Source organism: Pseudomonas sp. L7, assembly GCF_046605565.1.
Lineage (GTDB): Bacteria > Pseudomonadota > Gammaproteobacteria > Pseudomonadales > Pseudomonadaceae > Aquipseudomonas > Aquipseudomonas wayambapalatensis.
In genome coordinates, this window is the sequence record NZ_CP176784.1 from 5,506,509 (window position 1) to 5,525,010 (window position 18,502).

Annotated in this window: 18 protein-coding genes; 9 read left to right on the forward strand and 9 right to left on the reverse strand. The window is 63.9% G+C overall.

From position 1 onward, the window contains the following. Positions 1-42: 42 nt before the first annotated feature. Together ACK3BK_RS25050 and ACK3BK_RS25055 are read right to left on the reverse strand one after the other, a co-directional pair. The gene (locus ACK3BK_RS25050; protein ID WP_054892958.1) at positions 43-1,023 is read right to left on the reverse strand and encodes a phosphate ABC transporter substrate-binding protein PstS; all 981 of its coding nucleotides are present in this window, start codon (positions 1,021-1,023) and stop codon (positions 43-45) included. Between the two features lie 152 nt (positions 1,024-1,175). Then, positions 1,176-2,465 carry an MFS transporter gene (locus ACK3BK_RS25055; RefSeq protein WP_186670102.1) on the reverse strand — a complete coding sequence of 430 codons (1,290 nt, stop codon included), beginning with the start codon at positions 2,463-2,465 and terminating at the stop codon, positions 1,176-1,178. 366 nt (positions 2,466-2,831) lie between these two features. Here ACK3BK_RS25055 and ACK3BK_RS25060 point away from each other — a divergent pair, with 366 nt between their 5' ends. Continuing rightward, complete coding sequence (locus tag ACK3BK_RS25060) at positions 2,832-3,230, forward strand: acyl-CoA thioesterase (protein WP_003253317.1); 399 nt, start codon at positions 2,832-2,834, stop codon at positions 3,228-3,230. 72 nt (positions 3,231-3,302) lie between these two features. Continuing rightward, entirely contained in the window at positions 3,303-4,199 is an 897-nt protein-coding gene (locus ACK3BK_RS25065) for a D-hexose-6-phosphate mutarotase (protein ID WP_186670104.1), read from the forward strand. Between the two features lie 156 nt (positions 4,200-4,355). On the opposite strand, the gene ACK3BK_RS25070 is transcribed toward ACK3BK_RS25065, so the two are convergent. The 5 genes from ACK3BK_RS25070 to ACK3BK_RS25090 all read right to left on the reverse strand — a co-directional run bounded on the left by ACK3BK_RS25070 (position 4,356) and on the right by ACK3BK_RS25090 (position 7,977). Next, on the reverse strand, positions 4,356-4,889 hold the full coding sequence (locus ACK3BK_RS25070) for a DUF3299 domain-containing protein (protein WP_186710101.1): 534 nt from the start codon (positions 4,887-4,889) through the stop codon (positions 4,356-4,358). A 48-nt stretch (positions 4,890-4,937) separates the two neighbouring features. Next, positions 4,938-5,183, reverse strand: a complete 246-nt coding sequence (locus tag ACK3BK_RS25075) for a GlsB/YeaQ/YmgE family stress response membrane protein (protein ID WP_054892962.1) — start codon at positions 5,181-5,183, stop codon at positions 4,938-4,940. Between the two features lie 95 nt (positions 5,184-5,278). After that, positions 5,279-6,361 (reverse strand): 5-(carboxyamino)imidazole ribonucleotide synthase, encoded by a 1,083-nt coding sequence (locus tag ACK3BK_RS25080; RefSeq protein WP_186670108.1) that lies wholly within the window; start codon positions 6,359-6,361, stop codon positions 5,279-5,281. Positions 6,362-6,371: 10 nt separating this feature from the next. After that, positions 6,372-6,863 carry a 5-(carboxyamino)imidazole ribonucleotide mutase gene (gene purE / locus ACK3BK_RS25085; protein WP_186670110.1) on the reverse strand — a complete coding sequence of 164 codons (492 nt, stop codon included), beginning with the start codon at positions 6,861-6,863 and terminating at the stop codon, positions 6,372-6,374. 172 nt (positions 6,864-7,035) lie between these two features. Beyond that, on the reverse strand, positions 7,036-7,977 hold the full coding sequence (locus tag ACK3BK_RS25090) for a LysR substrate-binding domain-containing protein (protein WP_186670112.1): 942 nt from the start codon (positions 7,975-7,977) through the stop codon (positions 7,036-7,038). A 181-nt stretch (positions 7,978-8,158) separates the two neighbouring features. On the opposite strand from ACK3BK_RS25090, the gene aspA reads away from it, so the two are divergent. The 4 genes from aspA (at position 8,159) to ACK3BK_RS25110 (ending at position 13,056) form a co-directional block, all read left to right on the forward strand. Beyond that, complete coding sequence (aspA, locus tag ACK3BK_RS25095) at positions 8,159-9,583, forward strand: aspartate ammonia-lyase (protein ID WP_054892966.1); 1,425 nt, start codon at positions 8,159-8,161, stop codon at positions 9,581-9,583. 166 nt (positions 9,584-9,749) lie between these two features. After that, a complete protein-coding gene (locus ACK3BK_RS25100) occupies positions 9,750-10,742 on the forward strand; it encodes an AraC family transcriptional regulator (RefSeq protein WP_186710103.1) in 993 nt (330 codons plus the stop codon). Positions 10,743-10,909: 167 nt separating this feature from the next. Further along, the gene (locus ACK3BK_RS25105) at positions 10,910-11,950 is read left to right on the forward strand and encodes a histone deacetylase family protein (RefSeq protein WP_411383506.1); all 1,041 of its coding nucleotides are present in this window, start codon (positions 10,910-10,912) and stop codon (positions 11,948-11,950) included. Positions 11,951-11,952: 2 nt separating this feature from the next. After that, positions 11,953-13,056, forward strand: a complete 1,104-nt coding sequence (locus ACK3BK_RS25110; protein WP_186670116.1) for a polyamine ABC transporter substrate-binding protein — start codon at positions 11,953-11,955, stop codon at positions 13,054-13,056. A gap of 86 nt (positions 13,057-13,142) precedes the next feature. On the opposite strand, the gene ACK3BK_RS25115 is transcribed toward ACK3BK_RS25110, so the two are convergent. Continuing rightward, on the reverse strand, positions 13,143-14,669 hold the full coding sequence (locus ACK3BK_RS25115; protein ID WP_411383507.1) for a PLP-dependent aminotransferase family protein: 1,527 nt from the start codon (positions 14,667-14,669) through the stop codon (positions 13,143-13,145). 89 nt (positions 14,670-14,758) lie between these two features. Between ACK3BK_RS25115 and ACK3BK_RS25120 the strand changes: the two genes are divergently transcribed. The 3 genes from ACK3BK_RS25120 to ACK3BK_RS25130 are packed head-to-tail and all read left to right on the forward strand — an operon-like array spanning position 14,759 to position 16,519. Beyond that, entirely contained in the window at positions 14,759-15,388 is a 630-nt protein-coding gene (locus tag ACK3BK_RS25120) for an FMN-binding negative transcriptional regulator (RefSeq protein WP_411383508.1), read from the forward strand. A gap of 11 nt (positions 15,389-15,399) precedes the next feature. Further along, positions 15,400-15,846, forward strand: a complete 447-nt coding sequence (locus tag ACK3BK_RS25125) for a GNAT family N-acetyltransferase (protein WP_186670122.1) — start codon at positions 15,400-15,402, stop codon at positions 15,844-15,846. 7 nt (positions 15,847-15,853) lie between these two features. Beyond that, positions 15,854-16,519 carry a GNAT family N-acetyltransferase gene (locus ACK3BK_RS25130; protein ID WP_186670124.1) on the forward strand — a complete coding sequence of 222 codons (666 nt, stop codon included), beginning with the start codon at positions 15,854-15,856 and terminating at the stop codon, positions 16,517-16,519. Between the two features lie 168 nt (positions 16,520-16,687). Here ACK3BK_RS25130 and oadA read toward each other — a convergent pair whose 3' ends face one another. After that, the gene (oadA, locus tag ACK3BK_RS25135) at positions 16,688-18,496 is read right to left on the reverse strand and encodes a sodium-extruding oxaloacetate decarboxylase subunit alpha (RefSeq protein ID WP_186670126.1); all 1,809 of its coding nucleotides are present in this window, start codon (positions 18,494-18,496) and stop codon (positions 16,688-16,690) included. Between the last annotated feature and the right edge of the window lie 6 nt (positions 18,497-18,502).

Genomic DNA, 18,502 nt, shown 5'->3' on the forward strand with positions numbered 1-18,502 from the left:
AAGGGGCGGCAGCGGATGCCGTCCCCTTCCGGGTATCGCGTATTACTTGTGGGACAGGCCCAGGTCACCCAGGGTCTTCTCGACCACTTTGGCCGGCAGCGGGATGTAGCCATCCTTCACCACGACCTGCTGGCCTGCCTGCGACAGGACCAGCTTCACGAACTCGGCTTCCAGCGGGGCCAGAGGCTTGTTCGGTGCCTTGTTGACGTAGACGTACAGGAAGCGCGACAGCGGGTAGGTGCCGTTCAGGGCGTTGGCTTCGTTGTCTTCGATGAACTCGCCGCCTTCCTTCTTGGCCAGGGCTACGGTCTTGACGCTGGCGGTCTTGTAACCGATACCCGAGTAGCCGATACCGTTCAGCGAGGAGCTGATCGACTGCACCACCGAGGCCGAGCCAGGCTGTTCGTTGACGTTAGGCTTGAAGTCGCCTTTGCACAGGGCTTCTTCCTTGAAGTAGCCGTAGGTGCCCGATACCGAGTTACGGCCGAACAGCTGGATTGGCTTGTTGGCCAGGTCGCCGGTCACACCGACGTCACCCCAGGTCTTGATCTCGGCCTTGCCACCGCACAGGCGGGTGGAGGAGAAGATGGCGTCGACCTGAGCCATGGTCAGGCCCTTGATCGGGTTGTCCTTGTGCACGAACACGGCCAGGGCGTCGACAGCGACCGGGATGGCGGTCGGCTTGTAGCCGTACTTCTGCTCGAAGGCCTGCAGCTCGACGTCCTTCATCTTGCGGCTCATCGGGCCCAGGTTGGCGGTGCCTTCGGTCAGCGCGGGCGGTGCGGTGGACGAGCCGGCAGCCTGGATCTGGATGTTTACGTTCGGATATTCCTTCTTGTAGGCCTCGGCCCACAGAGTCATCAGGTTCGCGAGGGTGTCGGAACCGACGCTGGAGAGGTTGCCCGATACGCCAGTGGTCTTGGTGTAAGTCGGGATAGCAGGGTCGACAGCGGCGACCGCGTTGGCGGCAGCGACGCCAGCGGCGGCAAAGGTCAGGGCCGCCATCAAACGCTTCAGTTTCATGCCTTGCTCCTAGCAGGAATATGGGGGTGTTGGATGGAACGGGGCCCAGTATCGGCAGGCCGCATGAACACGATATGACCTAATTGTGACAAATGGATGAAAGGCCATCATCGTTGCCGAGGATGGCCTTCCGGGCGCCGCAAGAAACCGACTCAGCGCTTGTTGATCAGCAGGTACACCCCGACCAGCAGCCCTACAGCGCACAGGCCAGCCACATAGTAGGCCGGTGCCATGGGGCTGAACTTGAGCAAGGCGGTAACCACCATCGGGGTCAAGCCGCCGAAAATCGCGTAGGCGACGTTGTAGGAGAACGACAGCCCGCTGAAGCGCACCACTGCCGGGAAGGCCTTGACCATCACATAGGGCACCGCGCCGACCAGGCCGACGAACAGGCCGGTGATGGCATACAGCGGGAACAGCAGGTCAGGGCGAGTCGGCAGGCTGTGGTAGAACGCCCAGGAGGAGGCCAGCAGCGCCAGGCTGCCGATCACGAACACACGCCCGGCACCGAAGCGGTCGGCCAGGCTGCCGGCGCCGATGCAACCCAGGCTCAGCAGGACGATGGCCAGGCTGTTGGCCTTCAGCGAATCGGTCGGGCTGACATGGTAGAGGCTCTGCAGCAGCGCCGGGGTCATCAGGATCACCACCACGATGCCCGCCGACAGCAACCAGGTCAGCAGCATCGACAGGATGATCGCGCCACGGTGGTCGCGCAGCACCGCGCGCAGCGGCAGTTCTTCGGCCAGCGCCTTGCGCTGCTGCATCTCGGCGAACACCGGGGTCTCGTGCAGCCAACGACGCAGGTAGACCGCGAACAGGCCGAACACGCCACCGAGCAGGAAGGGGATCCGCCAGGCGTAGTCGGCCACTTCTTCCGGGCTGTAGACGGTATTGATCAGGGTCGCCACCAGCGACCCCAGCAGGATGCCGGCGGTCAGGCCGGCAGTCAGGGTGCCGCAGGCGTAGCCGGTATTGCGCTCCGGTACGTGTTCGGAGACGAACACCCAGGCACCCGGCACCTCGCCGCCAATGGCGGCGCCTTGCACCACGCGCATCAGCAGCAGCAGGATCGGCGCCCACAGGCCGATCTGTGCGTAGGTCGGCAGCAGGCCCATGATCAGGGTTGGCAAGGCCATCATGAAGATGCTCAGGGTAAACATCTTCTTGCGCCCGAGCAGGTCACCAAAGTGCGCCATGACGATGCCGCCCAGCGGCCGCGCCAGGTAACCTGCAGCGAAGATGCCGAAGGTCTGCATCAGGCGCAGCCATTCGGGCATGTCGGCGGGGAAGAACAACTTGCCCACCACCGTGGCGAAGAACACGAAGATGATGAAGTCGTAGAACTCCAGGGCTCCGCCCAGGGCGGACAGTGAGAGGGTCTTGTAGTCACTGCGGGTCAGCGGCCGCGAGGGCTGCTCGATACTGCTCGGCACGGAGGTCATGGACGTTCTCTTATAAGGCAGGCCGCTTGTGCTGCGGCTTCTGGCGCGGGAATGGGGAAGATAACAAATTGCCCCGCGTCGCTCATAGAGGTACAAAAACCCTACAGATATTCATCAATGTGCGGTCGTCGCTGGCCGATACCGTCTATATACTGCGCTCTTTGTAGGAGTTCGTAGGAAAAGGTTGCTTACGATATGGGATGTTGTGCGAAAACGCCGGTCATTAAGGGCAGGCGGTTTCGCAGAGTTTCCCTTTGGCCGCCAACCGGAGCGAAATCAGCGTAGTATGTTTCTGGCTGAATCGTTTTTCAGGGCGTCCGTCACCGCGCCAACCAACGAAGCGTCACGGGTCAGAGGCCCCACGGCATGATTGAGCTCGAACAAGAAGATCCTATCCCGCAGGGCGACCTGGCCCTTCAGATCACCGCGTTGCCGCGTGAAACCAACGGCTTCGGCGATATTTTCGGCGGCTGGCTGGTCGCCCAGATGGACCTGGCCGGCACGGCCATGGCCAGCCGTGTGGCTGGCGGCCGTGTGGCCACCGTAGCGATCGATCGCATGGCATTCCTGGTGCCGGTGGCCGTGGGCGCGCAACTGTCGTTCTACACGCAGACCCTGGAGATCGGCCGCAGCTCGATCCAGATGATGGTCGAGGTCTGGAGCGACGACCCGCTGTCCAGTGAATGGCGCAAGGTGACCGAGGCGGTGTTCGTCTTCGTGGCCATCGACGGCAGTGGCCGCACCCGCTCCGTACCTCGTCGCTGAACCCGGCGCGCGGTAAACTCGTTGCAGGCTTCGAGGTCCAACGGCCTCACCTGCAATCAACGAGACGAGCGCATGGCAACCTTCAAGGTCGACACCGAGCAACACGGCGAACTCAATTGCTGGCGCATCACCAGCCAGCACGCCGAACTCCTCATCGCCCAGCAGGGCGCGCAGATTCTCAGCTACCAGCCCATCGGTGACGAACCCCTGCTGTGGCTCAGTGACCAGGCGATCTTCCGCCAGGGCAAGTCAGTACGCGCCGGTGTGCCGGTATGCTGGCCGTGGTTCAGCAACTTCCAGCGTAATCCCGATTCGGTCAAGACCATGTACCACGGCAGCGAAGCGCCAGCCCACGGCCTGGTGCGCGGGCGTGACTGGCAGTTGCTGGGCGTCGAGGAAGTCGGTGAAAACCTGCGAATCGAATTCGACCTGCCCGAGGCCCAGGGCCAACTGCCGGACTGGCCGCACAAGGTCGAACTGCGTCTGCTGATCGAGCTGGGCGCACAACTGCACGTCTCGCTTTCCAGCCGCAACCTGGGCGACGCCAACGTCACGCTCAGCCAGGCACTGCACAGCTATTTCGCCGTCAGCGATGTGCGCCAGGTACAGGTGGAAGGCGTCGAGGGGCTGCCCTACATCGAGACCCTGGAAGGCTGGGAACAGCGCACCCAGCAGGGCAAGCTGGGCTTTGCCGGCGAAACCGACCGCATCTACCTGAACGCACCCGAGCGCCTGGCGATCGTCGATCCGCAATGGAAGCGGCGCATCACCTTGCACGCCACCGGCTCACGCAGTGCAGTGATCTGGAACCCCTGGACCGACCGCGCCCGCGAGCTTCCCGACATGGCCGATGATGGCTGGCAGCGGATGCTGTGCGTGGAGACGGCGAATGTGTGGGATGACGTGGTGGAGCTCAAGCCTGGCGCCAGCCATGCGCTTCAGCTGGTGATCGGTCGCGAAGCGCTCTGACTCAACAGGACACCGCCACACCGCGCTGCCTGGCACGGGCTATGCCCGTGTTCGCGGGCAAGCCCGCTCCCACAGAGGGATTGGGCTGGCCTTTAGATTTTGAGCAAGACAGTTGCTCCCAAAGAGAACTATGCCCCTGCAAGAACCGGTTCAGGCTCAAAGATCGGCGTCCTCGACCACCCTCACCTTCCCCGCGTCCAGCGCGTACGCCGCATCGGCCAGGTCATTGCTGACCTTCTCGATCTTCAGCGTGCCGGTCACCCACAGTGGCGTGTAGATATCGGCGATCTTCAACCCTTTCGGATAGCGCACCAGCACCAGCTGGTTCGGCGGTGGCGGCGGCACGTGGATGCAGGCGCCCGGATAAGGCACGAGGAAGAACAACGTACTGTTGCCCTTGGCATCGCTCTCCAGCGGCACCGGATAGCCACCCAGGCGGATCTGCTTGCCGTTCATGGCCGCCACGGTCTTGGTCGAATACATCACCGCCGGCAAGCCCTTGCTCTGCTTCAGCCCGCCCTTGGCGGTGAAGGTGCCCATGGCTTCAGGGGAGTTGTGATCGATCTCGGGCATCTGCTCGAGAGCCTTCTGGTCCGACTTGGGCATCAACTCCAGCCAGTCGGTCTCGGGCAGCTCGGCATGGGCCAGGGTGCTGGCCAGCAACAGGGGAAGAAGGAATAACGCACGCATGGCAATGCTCGGCAACTCAGGTGAATTGCCGCGCATTCTAGCCTGTGTTCAGCGCTTCTTGATGAATCCGTAGATCACCAGCAGCACGATGGCGCCGACCAGGGCACCGAAGAAGCCCGCCGCCTGCCCGGCCTGGTAGATGCCAAGGGCCTGCCCGCCATAGGTCGCCACCAGGGAGCCGGCGATGCCGAGCAGAATGGTCATGATCCAGCCCATGCTGTCGTCCCCGGGTTTCAGGAAGCGCGCCAGCAAGCCGACGATCAGGCCGATGAAGATGGTTCCGATGATGCCCATGGCAATCCCTCTGCAGTGAAGATGGAACACGCCAAAGCCTAGACAGCGCTTTGGCGTGTTCCATCTCAGAGGGCCTGCACCAGGCAGAAGTTCGATCAGTCGGCGATCAACGCCTCTACCTCGGCGATCTTGGCCTTGAGCGTGGCCATGTCCTTGCAACGCAGGGTGGCGTGACCGACCTTGCGGCCGGCCTTGAACGCCTTGCCGTAGTGGTGCAGATGGCAGTCGTCGATGGCCACGACCTTGGCGACCGCAGGCACTTCGCCGATGAAGTTGAGCATCGCGCTCTCACCCACCTTGGCGGTCGAGCCCAGCGGCAGGCCGGCGACGGCCCGCAGGTGGTTCTCGAACTGGCTGCACTCGGCGCCTTCGATGGTCCAGTGCCCGGAGTTGTGCACGCGCGGGGCGATTTCGTTGGCCTTCAGGCCACCGTCGACTTCGAAGAACTCGAACGCCATTACGCCGACGTAGTCGAGCTTTTGCAGCACACGGCCGACGTAATCTTCAGCCAGCGCCTGCAGCGGATGCGCGACGCTTGCCACCGACAGTTTCAGGATGCCGCTGTCATGGGTGTTGTGCACCAGCGGATAGAAGCGCGTCTCGCCATCGCGGGCCCGCACGGCAACCAGCGAGACTTCGCCGGTGAACGGCACGAAGCCTTCGAGCAGGCAAGGAACGCTGCCCAGCTCGGCGAAGGTGCCGACCACGTCTTCTGGCTTGCGCAGGACCTTCTGGCCCTTGCCGTCATAACCCAGGGTGCGGGTCTTGAGCACGGCCGGCAGGCCGATGCTGGCCACTGCCGCGTCGAGGTCGTCCTGCGAAAGGATGTCGGCGAAGGCCGGGGTCGGAATCCCCAGGTCGCGGAACATGCTCTTCTCGAACAGGCGATCGCGCGCGATGCGCAAGGCTTCGGCGCTTGGGTAGACCGGCACGAACTGCGACAGGAAGGCCACGGTTTCCGCCGGGACGCTCTCGAACTCGAAAGTCACCAGGTCGACTTCCTCGGCCAGCTGGCGCAGGTGGTCCTGGTCGCCGTAGTCGGCACGCAGATGCTCGCCCAGGGGGGCGGCGCAGGCGTCCGGTGCCGGGTCGAGGAAGGCGAAGTTCATGCCCAGCGGAGTGCCCGCCAAGGCCAGCATGCGACCCAGTTGGCCGCCACCGATTACACCGATCTTCATGTCGTCAGCCTCAAGCCTGGCGGGGGTCCGGGTTGTCCAGGACGGTTTCGGTCTGCTCCGTGCGGAACTGCTTGAGCGCCGCATGGTACTGGGGATGCTTGGCACCCAGGATGCTTGCCGACAGCAGCGCGGCGTTGATCGCGCCAGCCTTGCCGATGGCCAGGGTGGCAACCGGGATGCCGGCCGGCATCTGTACGATCGACAACAGCGAATCGACGCCCGACAGCATCGACGACTGCACAGGCACGCCCAGCACCGGCAGGTGCGTCTTGGCGGCGCACATGCCCGGCAGGTGCGCAGCGCCACCGGCGCCGGCGATGATCACCTCGATGCCGCGGCCTTCGGCCTCTTCGGCGTACTGGAACAGCAGGTCCGGGGTCCGGTGGGCGGACACCACCTTCACCTCGTAGGGAATGCCGAGTTTTTCCAGCATATCGGCGGTGTGGCTAAGGGTGGACCAATCGGACTTGGAGCCCATGATCACGCCAACCAGTGCACTCATCGTCGAGCCTCTTCGCTTGTGCGCCCTTGGGCGCCGTCAAAAAACAACAAGCCACGCGGGACGACCGGCGTGGCTTGTTTGCTGATCATGACCGGATCGATCCGGTCGAGGGGCCGCGCAGTATACCGTAACGCGAGGCATTGCTGGCACCCCTGGCGACCAACTGTCGGCCTTATTTTTCGGGGCTTTGACTGACTTTTGAGTCAACTGCGCCTGCCAGCGCGCCACCTTCGAGCTTGCGCCACAGCAGGCGCACGTTCGCCTTGCGCACCAGGGCGCAGCGGTAGAGGCGAATCTCCAGCGGCACATGCCACTGGCTGGGGCCGCAGATCGCCAGCTCGCCACGTTCCAGCTCGCCACGCATCGACAGGCGCGGCACCCAGGCGATACCCATGCCTTCGAGCGCCATGCTCTTGAGACTGTCGGCCATCGCCGTTTCGTACACCGTGGTGTAGCGCAGGTTGCGCTGACGCAGCAGCAGGCTGACGGATCGCCCGAGGAATGCCCCGGCGCTGTAGGCCAGAAGCGGCACGCTGCCCTCGCCTTCGAGGTCGAACAACGGCTTGCCATCGGCACCGACGGCGCAGACTGGCAACATTTCGGTGGTGCCCATGTGCAGCGACGGGAAGATCTCGGCATCCATCTGCAAGGCAGCGTCGGGGTCGTAGAAGGCCAGCATCAGGTCGCAGCCACCTTCCCTCAAGGCATGCACCGCATCGCCCACGTTGGTGGCCACCAGGCGGGTGGCGATGTTCAGGCCGTCGTTGCGCAACTGGGCCACCCAACGGGGGAAGAAGCCGGACGCCAGCGAGTGCGCCGCCGCCACCTGGACCACCTCACCCTGTCCGCCTTCCAGGTGATGCAAATGGCGGAGAACTTCGCTCAACTGGTCGACAACGGTACGCGCTGTGACAAGAAAAAGCTGACCAGCCTCGGTCAGCTCGATGGGCGTGCGGGAACGGTTCACCAGGGTCAGGCCCAATGCCGCTTCCAAGCTGCGGATGCGTCGGCTGAAAGCCGGCTGCGTCACGAAACGGCGCTCCGCCGCCTGGGAAAAACTGCGTGTGGAGGCCAGGGCACTGAAGTCTTCCAGCCACTTGCTTTCAAGATTCATCGAGAAGCTCCGCAGGCATGCACCAAAATGGAACACGCTCGATTGTCAATCGGCGTCACATCAAACCGTATGCCGTTTGTGCATAGGTTAGCGCCTAACAGCATTGGCCGACAAATCTGCCGAAGCCTAGGATTGGCGGCATTCCGGCAGGTGCCGGGTTTAAATCGAGATGATATCCGTCATGTCCTCCGCTGCATCGTTCCGCGTCGAAAAAGACCTGCTTGGTACCCTTGAAGTCCCTGCCGATGCCTACTACGGCATCCAGACTCTGCGCGCTGCCAACAACTTCCACCTCTCAGGCGTTCCGCTGTCGCACTACCCGAAACTGGTAGTCGGCCTGGCGATGGTCAAGCAGGCCGCTGCTGACGCCAACCGTGAGCTGGGGCACCTGAGCGATGCCAAGCACGCCGCCATCAGCGAGGCTTGTGCCCGCCTGATCCGTGGCGACTTCCACGAGCAGTTCGTGGTGGACATGATCCAGGGTGGTGCTGGTACTTCCACCAACATGAACGCCAACGAGGTCATCGCCAACATCGCACTGGAGGCCATGGGTCACCAGAAGGGTGAGTACCAGTACCTGCACCCGAACAACGATGTGAACATGGCGCAGTCGACCAACGACGCCTACCCGACCGCCATCCGCCTGGGCCTGCTGCTGGGCCACGACGCCCTGCTGGCCAGCCTCGACAGCCTGATCCAGGCGTTCGCCGCCAAAGGTGAAGAGTTCAGCCACGTACTGAAGATGGGTCGTACCCAGCTGCAGGACGCCGTGCCGATGACCCTGGGCCAGGAATTCCGCGCCTTCGCCACCACCATGACCGAAGACCTCAACCGTCTGCGTTCGCTGGCACCGGAACTGCTCACCGAAATCAACCTGGGCGGCACCGCCATCGGAACCGGCATCAACGCCGACCCGGGCTACCAGGCCCTGGCGGTACAACGCCTGGCAGCCATCAGCGGCCAGCCACTGGTTCCGGCGGCCGACCTGATCGAAGCCACCTCCGACATGGGCGCCTTCGTGCTGTTCTCCGGCATGCTCAAGCGTACCGCGGTCAAGCTGTCGAAGATCTGCAACGACCTGCGCCTGCTGTCCAGCGGCCCACGCACCGGCATCAACGAGATCAACCTGCCGGCGCGCCAGCCAGGCAGCTCGATCATGCCAGGCAAGGTCAACCCGGTGATCCCGGAAGCGGTCAACCAAGTCGCCTTCGCCATCATGGGCAACGACCTGGCCCTGACTGTCGCCGCCGAAGGTGGCCAGCTGCAGCTGAACGTGATGGAGCCGCTGATCGCCTACAAGATCTTCGATTCGATTCGCCTGCTGCAACGCGCCATGGACATGCTGCGCGAGCACTGCATCGTCGGCATCACCGCCAACGAACAGCGCTGCCGTGAACTGGTCGAGCACTCGATCGGCCTGGTCACCGCCCTGAACCCGTACATCGGCTACGAAAACGCCACCCGTATCGCCCGCGTCGCCCTGGAAACCGGCCGCGGTGTTCTGGAACTGGTGCGCGAAGAGAAGCTGCTGGACGAAGCGATGCTCAACGACATCCTGCGTCCGGAAAACATGATCGCTCCACGTCTGGTTCCGCTGAAGGCGTAACCCGACCGCTGCAACCTGTCTCACCAGGTCGAGGGACTAGACACCTCTCAACCTTTCAAGGGCCCGAGCGCACGCTTCGGGCCCTTTTTTTATACGCAGCACTCGCAGACACTTCCCGGCACACTACTTGCTCGATAATGCCCCTCACCCCAACGGGATGCCGAGCATGCTGCACAGCCACCTCACCACCCTCAACGCGGTTTCGTTGATTCTCAACGTGTTCCAGGAAGAGGGCTGCACTGCCTCGCAACTGCTCGCCGGCAGCGGCATAGGCCCGGCCGACCTGGGCCATCCCGATGCGCGCATCACCACCCAGCAAGAACTGCAGGTGTGTGCCAATGCGGTCGCCCGACGCGAGGAGATCGGCCTGGAGCTGGGGCGGCGGATGCATGTGTCGTGCTACGGCATGCTCGGTTACGCCTTGCTCTCGAGTGCCACTTTGGGTGACGCCCTGCGCCTGGCACTGCGTTATCCGGCACTGCTGGGAACAATCTTCCAGTTGCGCCTGGTCGACGACGGCCAGCGTGTCTGGCTGAGCGCCAGCGATTATCGCGAGGAGCCGGCACTGGCAGCGTTCAATGCCGAATTCTGCCTGGTCTCGCTGAAAGTCATCTGCGATGACCTGCTCGGCCGGCCGCTACCCTTGCTGGCGGCACGCTTCGAACACGCACGTCCCGCCTATCATCTGCTCTACGCCGGTGCATTCCCCTGCCCGACGGGCTTCGAATCGCGAGACAACGCCTTTGCCTTCGAACGGCGCTGGCTCGACATGCCACTGCCCCTGGCCGATCCCATCACCCACAAAGCCATGGCCGAACGCTGCAGGCGCCTGAACCTGGAGTTCACTGGCCGCCAAGCCTGGCTGGGGCGCATTCGCCAGTTGCTGATGCAGCAGCTCGATGCGGCGCCTGGGCTCGAGGGGCTGGCGCGGCAGATGAACTGCTCGTCGCGCACCTTGCGTCGACACTTGCAGGCGCTGGGCAGCAGTTATCAACAGCTGCTCGATGAGCTGCGCTTCGAACGGGCCAAGCAGTTGCTCGCCGAAGACCAGATGCCGATCTACCGGATCGCCGAAACCCTGGGGTTCAGCGAGACGGCAAGCTTCCGGCATGCGTTTCAACGCTGGAGTGGCGTAGCGCCCAGCCATTTTCGCGGGTAGTCGGCAGCGGCCCTGCCGGGGCGCAAGAGGCCGAAAATATCCCCGCACGACCCGATCCGGCCATCGCCAGTGGCCATATCGATCCCCTTTTGGCCGTTTGCAACGTTCTCCCCACCTGGCCCGCCCACCACAATGGGCCCACGCCAGTCACCTTCGGAGAACAATAAATGCTGACGATCTATTCCGATGACCATCGCCTGCACCACGGCCGCTGCGAGCTGATCGACGGCAAACTGATGCCGTGTTTCGAGATGCCCTCGCGCGCCGACCATGTGCTCGCTCGCGTTCAGCAGCAAAAGCTTGGCCCGATCCAGGGCCCGAACGACTTCGGCCGCGCGCCACTGCTGCGCATCCACAGCGCCGCCTACCTGGACTTCTTCGAAGGCGCCTGGGCGCGCTGGGCGGCCATGAACCAGGAGGGCGACCTGCTGCCGTTCACCTGGCCTGCACGCACCCTGCGCCAGATCAAACCCACCGGCCTGCACGGCGAACTGGGCTACTACAGCTTCGACGGTGGAGCGCCGATCACCGCTGGCACCTGGCAAGCCGCCTACAGCGCCGCGCAAGTCGCCCTGACCGGGCAGGCCGCGATCCAGAACGGCGCCCATGCCGCCTTTGCCCTGTGCCGTCCGCCAGGGCACCACGCCGCCGCCGAAGTGATGGGCGGCTACTGCTACCTGAACAACGCCGCCATCGCTGCCCAGGCCTTCCTCGACCAGGGCCGGCGCAAGGTCGCGATCCTCGATGTCGACTACCACCACGGCAACGGCACCCAGGACATCTTCTACGACCGTAACGACGTGTTCTTCGCCTCGATCCACGGCGATCCGACCGACGAGTTCCCGTTCTTCCTCGGCTATGCCGACGAAACCGGCGAGGGTGCGGGCGAGGGCTGCAACGTCAACTATCCTCTGCCGGCAGGTAGCGACTGGGCCACCTGGAGTGCCGCCCTCGAAGACGCCTGCCAGCGCATCGCCGACTTCGACGCCGACGTGCTGGTGATCTCGCTCGGCGTGGACACCTTCAAGGACGACCCGATCTCCCAGTTCAAGCTCGACAGCCCGGACTACCTGGAGATGGGCAAGCGCATCGCCCAGCTCGGCAAGCCGACCCTGTTCGTGATGGAAGGCGGTTATGCCGTCGAGGAAATCGGCATCAACGCAGTCAATGTGCTGGAAGGGTTCCAGCGCGCCCAGCCAGGAGCCTGATCATGCGTCCACTCAAGCGTCTGCTCGCCCCGCTCGTTGCTGCCGGCCTGCTGGCCGGCGGCGTTCAGGCCCATGCCGAACAACGCACCCTGCGGGTGTACAACTGGTTCGACTACATCACCCCGCAGACCCTGGTCGATTTCCAGAAGGATGCCCAGGTCAAGCTGATCTACGACATCTTCGACACCAACGAAGCACTGGAAGCCAAGCTGCTGACCGGCAACTCCGGCTATGACGTGGTCGTGCCCTCCAACGTGTTCCTCGCCAAGCAGATCGAGGCCGGAGTCTTCCAGCCCCTGGACCGCAGCAAGCTGCCGAACTGGCAGCACCTGGACCCAACGCTGATGAAGCTGATCGAGGCCAACGATCCGGGCAACAAGTTCGCGGTGCCCTACATGTACGGCACCATCCTGATCGGCTTCAACCCGGCCAAGGTGAAGGCCGCGCTGGGTGACGACGCTCCGGTGGATAGCTGGGACCTGATCTTCAAGGAAGAGAACATCGCCAAGCTCAAGCAGTGCGGCGTGGCGCTGCTCGACTCGCCGTCGGAAATCCTGCCGCTGGCCCTGCAGTACCTGGGCCTGTCGCCCAACAGCGACAAGCCTGAGGACTACAAGAAGGCCGAGGCGCTGCTGATGAAGATCCGCCCGCACGTCACCTACTTCCACTCCTCGAAATACATGGCCGATATCGCCAACGGCGACATCTGCGTGGCAGTGGGCTACTCGGGCAGCTTCTCGCAGGCCGCCAACCGTGCGCGCGAAGCCAAGAATGGCGTGGTGGTGGACATGCGCCTGCCCAAGGAAGGCGCGCCGATCTGGTTCGACATGCTGGCCATTCCGAAAAATGCAGCGAACCCGGACGACGCCCACACCTTCATCAACTACCTGCTGCGCCCCGAGGTGATCGCGCCGATCAGCGACTTCGTCGGCTACCCCAACCCGAACAAGGACGCGACCGAGAAGGTCAGCCCGCAGATTCGCAACAACCCGAACCTGTATCCGACGGCTGAAGCGATGACCACGCTGTATACCCTCAAGCCGCTGAGCAAGGAAGCCGAACGGGCAAGGACCCGGGCCTGGACGCGGATCAAGTCCGGCACCTGAGTCGCCTGCTTCGCGGGCAAGCCCGCTCCTACAAAGAGCCTGTAGGAGCGGGCTTGCCCGCGAAACAGACAGCCCGGTCCAACGTCTTACCGCCAAGCCCTGCGCAATCGCATCAGCGCCTCGGCGATCTCCGCCTCGGGCACCGCCGCAAACCCCAGCACCAGCCCCGCACGCTTATCCACAGGCACCTGGCTGTCTTCCAGCCAGTAGGCGCTCAGTGGGTGCACCTCCACCCCCACCGCCTCAGCCCTGGCCACCAGCATCTGCTCGCGCGCGAAGTTATCCACATCCACTTTCACATGCAGCCCCGCCGCCACTTCCGGCATTGCGCCCAGCCCCGGCACATCCAGCGGCCAGCCGGCCTTGAGCACATTGCGCCGCGCCAGCGCCGCCCGACGCATGCGGCGGATGTGCCGCTGGAAGTGCCCCTGGGCCATGAACTGCGCCATCACGCACTGCGTACCGACCTCGGAATGCCGCACCGCCAATGCCCGCCCCTGGCTGAAGGCTTGCACCAGCCGCGGCGGCAGCACCAGGTAACCCAGGCGCAAGGCGGGGAAGGCGATCTTGCCGAAGGTGCCGATGTAGATCACCCGCTGCTGGCGATCCAGTGCCGCAAGGGGCGCCAGCGGTGCACCGCTGTAGCGGTATTCGCCGTCGTAGTCGTCCTCGATGATCCAGCCATCCTGACGTTCGGCCCAGGCCAGCAACGACAGGCGTCGCGCCAGGCTCATGGTGACGCCGGTCGGGTACTGGTGCGCAGGCGTCACGTAGGCCAGGCGGCAGTCGCGCAACCGGGCAAGCTGCTCGCATACCAGCCCTTCGTCGTCTATCGCCACACCGCGCACATTCGCCCCGGCCAGGGCAAAGGCATGCCCGGCGGCGCGATAGCCCGGGTTTTCCACAGCCACCTCCTCGCCCGGCTGCAGCAGCAGCTGTGCACAAAGGCTGATGGCCTGCTGTGCACCACTGGTGATCACAATTTGTTCAGCGGTGCACGAAAGCCCTCGCGAGCGACGCATGTAGGCCGCGATCAGCTCGCGCAGCACAGGCTCACCGGCCGGGTCGCCATAGCCGAGCAGCGCAGGATCGGGATCACGCCAGAAACCCGCTTGCAGCTTGGCCCAGACCTCGAACGGAAACAGATCGAACGCCGGAATACCGACCCGAAAAGCCCTCGGAGCGCCCGTCCTGGGCGGTGAAAGATGGTGGGATTTCAAGCGCTCCAAGGGTGCGCTCGAGCGCGTTGAACTGGATAAATCCTCAGTATCATCAGGAAGAAATGTGGATAACTCTGTTGATAACCCCCGGGATAACCTTGTTGATAACTGTGTGGATAGTTTCGGCAGCTGGCTCACGTAAGTGCCATCCCCGACCCGGCTTTCGATGAAGCCTTCGGCGTACAACTGGTCGTAGGCGCGCACCACGCTGTTGCGCGACAGCGCCAGCATCGAAGCCAGGTCACGGGTGGCCGGCAGCCGCGTGCCACTGCTCAGCCGCCCGTCCAGCACTCGCGCGCGCAGCGCCTGGTAGAGCTGCTGGCTTAGGCCACGGCGGCGGTCGAGCACGATGCCGGCGGGGTCGAAAGGCAAAACGAGGGGACGCTCACTCATGGCATTGGACCTGTCAAATCGGCTGCAAATGGCTCTTACCCAGAACCAATAGCCTGCCTAGGATGGGGTCATCAAACAAGGACTTCGCCATGTACAACGCCAAGCCTCACCAGGAACACGACCTCCAACGCCTGCACCAGCAGATGCTGCAGACGCGCCTTGCCACGCTGGTCAGCCACGGCGAACACGGCCTGCTGGCGACCCACCTGCCAGTGCTGGTGGACACTCACGAAGGCGAGTTCGGTACGGTCTACGGCCATCTGGCACGCGCCAACCGGCAGTGGCAGGACCTGGAGCGAGGCGGCGAAGCCCTGCTGGTTTTCCAGGGTGCCGATGCCTACGTGAGCCCCGGCTACTACCCGAGCAAGCTGGAGAACCCGAAAGTGGTACCCACGTGGAACTACGTCGCGGTGCATGCCCATGGGCCGGTCGAGGTCATCCATGACCCGGTGCCCCTGCTGGAGATCGTCAGCCGCCTGACCGACCTGCATGAACAAAGCCGCGCCGCCCCCTGGAAAGTCGTTGACGCTCCTGCCGACTACATCGACGGCATGCTCCGCGCCATCGTCGGCATCCGCCTGCCCATCACCCGCATCCAGGGTGCCCGCAAGCTCAGCCAGAACCGCAGCGCCGACGATGTGCAGGGCGTGCGCGAAGGCCTGGCCAGCAGTCCCGACCCGCTCGACAACCAACTCGCGACGCAGATGCGTTCGCTCTGAAGGAAACCACCATGTCCAACGTCACCCTGCGCCCGGTCACTCTCGAAGACCACGCCGCCTGGCTGCCCCTCTGGCAGGCCTACCTGCGCTTCTACCAGACCACGCTCGCCGACGAGGTCACCGCCACGACCTGGCAGCGCCTGCTCGACCCCAGCGAACCCACCCACTCGGCCTTGGCCTGGGTCGATGGCAAGGCGGTGGGGATGGTCAACTACATCTATCATCGTTCCAACTGGAGCATCGAGAACTCCTGCTACCTGCAGGACCTCTACGTCGACGGCGAGCAGCGCGGCCTGGGCATCGGCCGCCAGCTGATCGAACACGTCTACGCCACCGCCAAGGCCGCCGGCTGCATCAAGGTGCACTGGCTGACCCACGAGACCAACGCCACGGCCATCAGCCTGTACGAGCAAGTCGCCGAGCGCCCGGGCTTCATTCAATTTCGCAAAGCACTGTAGGCCGACCATGACCCTGAACTGGAAACCCGCCGCAACACCGGACGCCTCCCCCCTCGATGGCCGTTTCATCCGCCTGGAAAAACTCGACCCGGCGCGCCATGGCGACGACCTGTGGGAGGTCCTGCAAGGCCCGGGTTCGGACCCGGTGCTGTGGGACTACCTGCCCTACGGCCCCTTTACCGAGCGCGCCGCCTTCGACCGCTGGCTGCAAGGCAACGCAGCCAGCCGCGACCCACTGTTCTATAGCGTCATCGACAAACGCAACGGGCAGGTGCAGGGCATCCTCAGCTACATGTCGATCGTCCCCGAGCAGGGACGCTTCGAAATCGGCCATATCGCCTTTGGCGCGGCCATGCAGCGTACGCCCAAGGGCACCGAGGCGGTGTACCTGCTGAGCAAGCTCGGCTTCGAGCTGGGCAACCGGCGCCTGGAATGGAAATGCAACAACGCCAACGCGCGCTCCAAGCGCGCCGCAGAGCGGTTCGGCTTCATCTTCGAAGGCGTATTCCGCCAGCACATGGTGGTGAAAGACCAGAACCGCGACACGGCTTGGTATTCGATCACCGACGGGGAGTGGCCAGCGGTGGCGACAGGGTTCGAGCGCTGGTTGAGCGAAGAGAACCAGCGGCCTGACGGGCAGGTGAAGACCCTGGAGGCGTGCCGCCAGGCCTGACGCAATCGCGGGGCAAGCCCGCTCCCACAGGTACCCCGCTGCCCATGAAAACAGCGGGGTACCTGTGGGAGCGGGCTTGCCCCGCGATTGGGCCCTGAAACCCAACACAAAAAAAGGGGAGCAACCGCTCCCCATGAGGTAAACCGCTTGTCAGTCGAAGGCTGTCGCTCAGCCTTCGATCTCGATCAGGATCTCGCCAGGGGTTACCCGGTCGCCCTTGGCCACATGAATGGCAACGACCTTGCCGGCGATGGCCGCCTGGACTTCGGTCTCCATCTTCATCGCCTCGGTGATCAGCACCGCTTGCCCCGCCTTCACCACATCGCCCTCCTTGACCAGCACATCGACGATGTTGCCCGGCATGGTGGTGCTGACGTGACCTGGCGCACTGGCCTGCTTGCGCTTGCTGCTGCCACCGCCGACGAAATCGTTGAGCGGCTCGAACACCACTTCTTCCGGCATGCCGTCGATGGACAGGTAGAAGTGACGCTTGCCTTCGGCCTTGACGCCCACGCCGGTGATGTCGACGCGGTAGGTCTCGCCGTGCACGTCGATGACGAACTCGGTCGGTACTCCCTCGCCGCCTACGGAGGTTGCAGCGCCGGCTTCCGGGATCGGCAGCAGGGCTTCGGGCTTGAGGGTTCCGGCTTCACGCTCTTCGAGGAACTTGCGCCCGATGTCCGGGAACATGGCGAAGGTCAGCACGTCTTCCTCGCTGTGCGCCAGGCTGCCGATCTCGGCACGCAGCTTGGCCATCTCCGGCTTGAGCAGGTCGGCCGGACGCACATCGATGACTTCTTCGCTGCCGATCGCCTGGCGGCGCAGCTTCTCGTCGACCACACCTGGCGCCTTGCCGTAGCCGCCCTGCAGGTACAGCTTCACCTCGTTGGTGATGGTCTTGTAGCGCTCACCGGCCAGTACGTTGAAGAACGCCTGGGTGCCTACGATCTGCGAAGTCGGGGTCACCAGCGGCGGGAAGCCGAGGTCTTCACGTACCCGCGGGATCTCCGCCAGCACTTCGTTCATGCGGTTGAGGGCGCCCTGCTCCTTGAGCTGGTTGGCCAGGTTGGAAATCATCCCGCCCGGCACCTGGTTGACCTGCACGCGGGTATCCACGGCGGTGAACTCGCTCTCGAACTGATGGTACTTCTTGCGCACGGCGTAGAAGTACAGGCCGATCTCCTGCAGCAGCTCCAGGTCCAGCCCGGTGTCGAACTCGCTGCCCTTGAGCGCGGCGACCATCGACTCGGTGCCCGGGTGGCTGGTGCCCCAGGCGAAGCTGGAGATGGCGGTGTCGATGTGGTCGGCACCGTTTTCCACCGCCTTGAGCTGGCACATGGCCGCCAGGCCTGCGGTGTCGTGGGAGTGGATGAACACCGGCAGCGACTGCTCGGCCTTCAGCGCCTTGACCAGCTCGCCTGTGGCGTACGGCGTCAGCAGGCCGGCCATGTCCTTGATCGCCACCGAGTCGCAACCCATGGCTTCCATCTGCTTGGCCTGGTTCACGAAGGCCTCGATGGTGTGCACGGGGCTGGTGGTGTAGGCAATGGTGCCCTGGGCGTGCTTGCCGGCGGCCTTCACCGCTTCGATGGCCACGCGCAGGTTACGCACATCGTTCATGGCGTCGAAGATGCGGAATACGTCGATACCATTGACCGCAGCCTTGGCCACGAAAGCCTTGACCACATCATCGCTGTAATGGCGGTAGCCCAGCAGGTTCTGGCCGCGCAGCAGCATCTGCAGACGGGTGTTGGGCAGTGCCGCACGCAGTTGGCGCAGGCGCTCCCACGGGTCTTCCTTGAGGAAGCGCACGCAGGCGTCGAAGGTCGCACCGCCCCAGACTTCGAGCGACCAGTAGCCGACCTTGTCGAGCTTTTCGCAGATCGGCAGCATGTCTTCGGTGCGCATGCGGGTGGCCAGCAGGGACTGGTGGGCGTCGCGCAGGATCGTGTCGGTTACATGGATTTTCTTGGACATTGTTGA

Excerpts from the sequence above, each read along its gene's own strand:
- ACK3BK_RS25050 (WP_054892958.1), bottom strand. The coding sequence starts at position 1,023 with ATGAAACTGAAGCGTTTGATGGCGGCCCTGACCTTTGCCGCCGCTGGC.
- ACK3BK_RS25055 (WP_186670102.1), bottom strand. The coding sequence starts at position 2,465 with ATGACCTCCGTGCCGAGCAGTATCGAGCAGCCCTCGCGGCCGCTGACC.
- ACK3BK_RS25060 (WP_003253317.1), top strand. The coding sequence starts at position 2,832 with ATGATTGAGCTCGAACAAGAAGATCCTATCCCGCAGGGCGACCTGGCC.
- ACK3BK_RS25065 (WP_186670104.1), top strand. The coding sequence starts at position 3,303 with ATGGCAACCTTCAAGGTCGACACCGAGCAACACGGCGAACTCAATTGC.
- ACK3BK_RS25070 (WP_186710101.1), bottom strand. The coding sequence starts at position 4,889 with ATGCGTGCGTTATTCCTTCTTCCCCTGTTGCTGGCCAGCACCCTGGCC.
- ACK3BK_RS25075 (WP_054892962.1), bottom strand. The coding sequence starts at position 5,183 with ATGGGCATCATCGGAACCATCTTCATCGGCCTGATCGTCGGCTTGCTG.
- ACK3BK_RS25080 (WP_186670108.1), bottom strand. The coding sequence starts at position 6,361 with ATGAAGATCGGTGTAATCGGTGGCGGCCAACTGGGTCGCATGCTGGCC.
- purE (WP_186670110.1), bottom strand. The coding sequence starts at position 6,863 with ATGAGTGCACTGGTTGGCGTGATCATGGGCTCCAAGTCCGATTGGTCC.
- ACK3BK_RS25090 (WP_186670112.1), bottom strand. The coding sequence starts at position 7,977 with ATGAATCTTGAAAGCAAGTGGCTGGAAGACTTCAGTGCCCTGGCCTCC.
- aspA (WP_054892966.1), top strand. The coding sequence starts at position 8,159 with ATGTCCTCCGCTGCATCGTTCCGCGTCGAAAAAGACCTGCTTGGTACC.
- ACK3BK_RS25100 (WP_186710103.1), top strand. The coding sequence starts at position 9,750 with ATGCTGCACAGCCACCTCACCACCCTCAACGCGGTTTCGTTGATTCTC.
- ACK3BK_RS25105 (WP_411383506.1), top strand. The coding sequence starts at position 10,910 with ATGCTGACGATCTATTCCGATGACCATCGCCTGCACCACGGCCGCTGC.
- ACK3BK_RS25110 (WP_186670116.1), top strand. The coding sequence starts at position 11,953 with ATGCGTCCACTCAAGCGTCTGCTCGCCCCGCTCGTTGCTGCCGGCCTG.
- ACK3BK_RS25115 (WP_411383507.1), bottom strand. The coding sequence starts at position 14,669 with ATGAGTGAGCGTCCCCTCGTTTTGCCTTTCGACCCCGCCGGCATCGTG.
- ACK3BK_RS25120 (WP_411383508.1), top strand. The coding sequence starts at position 14,759 with ATGTACAACGCCAAGCCTCACCAGGAACACGACCTCCAACGCCTGCAC.
- ACK3BK_RS25125 (WP_186670122.1), top strand. The coding sequence starts at position 15,400 with ATGTCCAACGTCACCCTGCGCCCGGTCACTCTCGAAGACCACGCCGCC.
- ACK3BK_RS25130 (WP_186670124.1), top strand. The coding sequence starts at position 15,854 with ATGACCCTGAACTGGAAACCCGCCGCAACACCGGACGCCTCCCCCCTC.
- oadA (WP_186670126.1), bottom strand. The coding sequence starts at position 18,496 with ATGTCCAAGAAAATCCATGTAACCGACACGATCCTGCGCGACGCCCAC.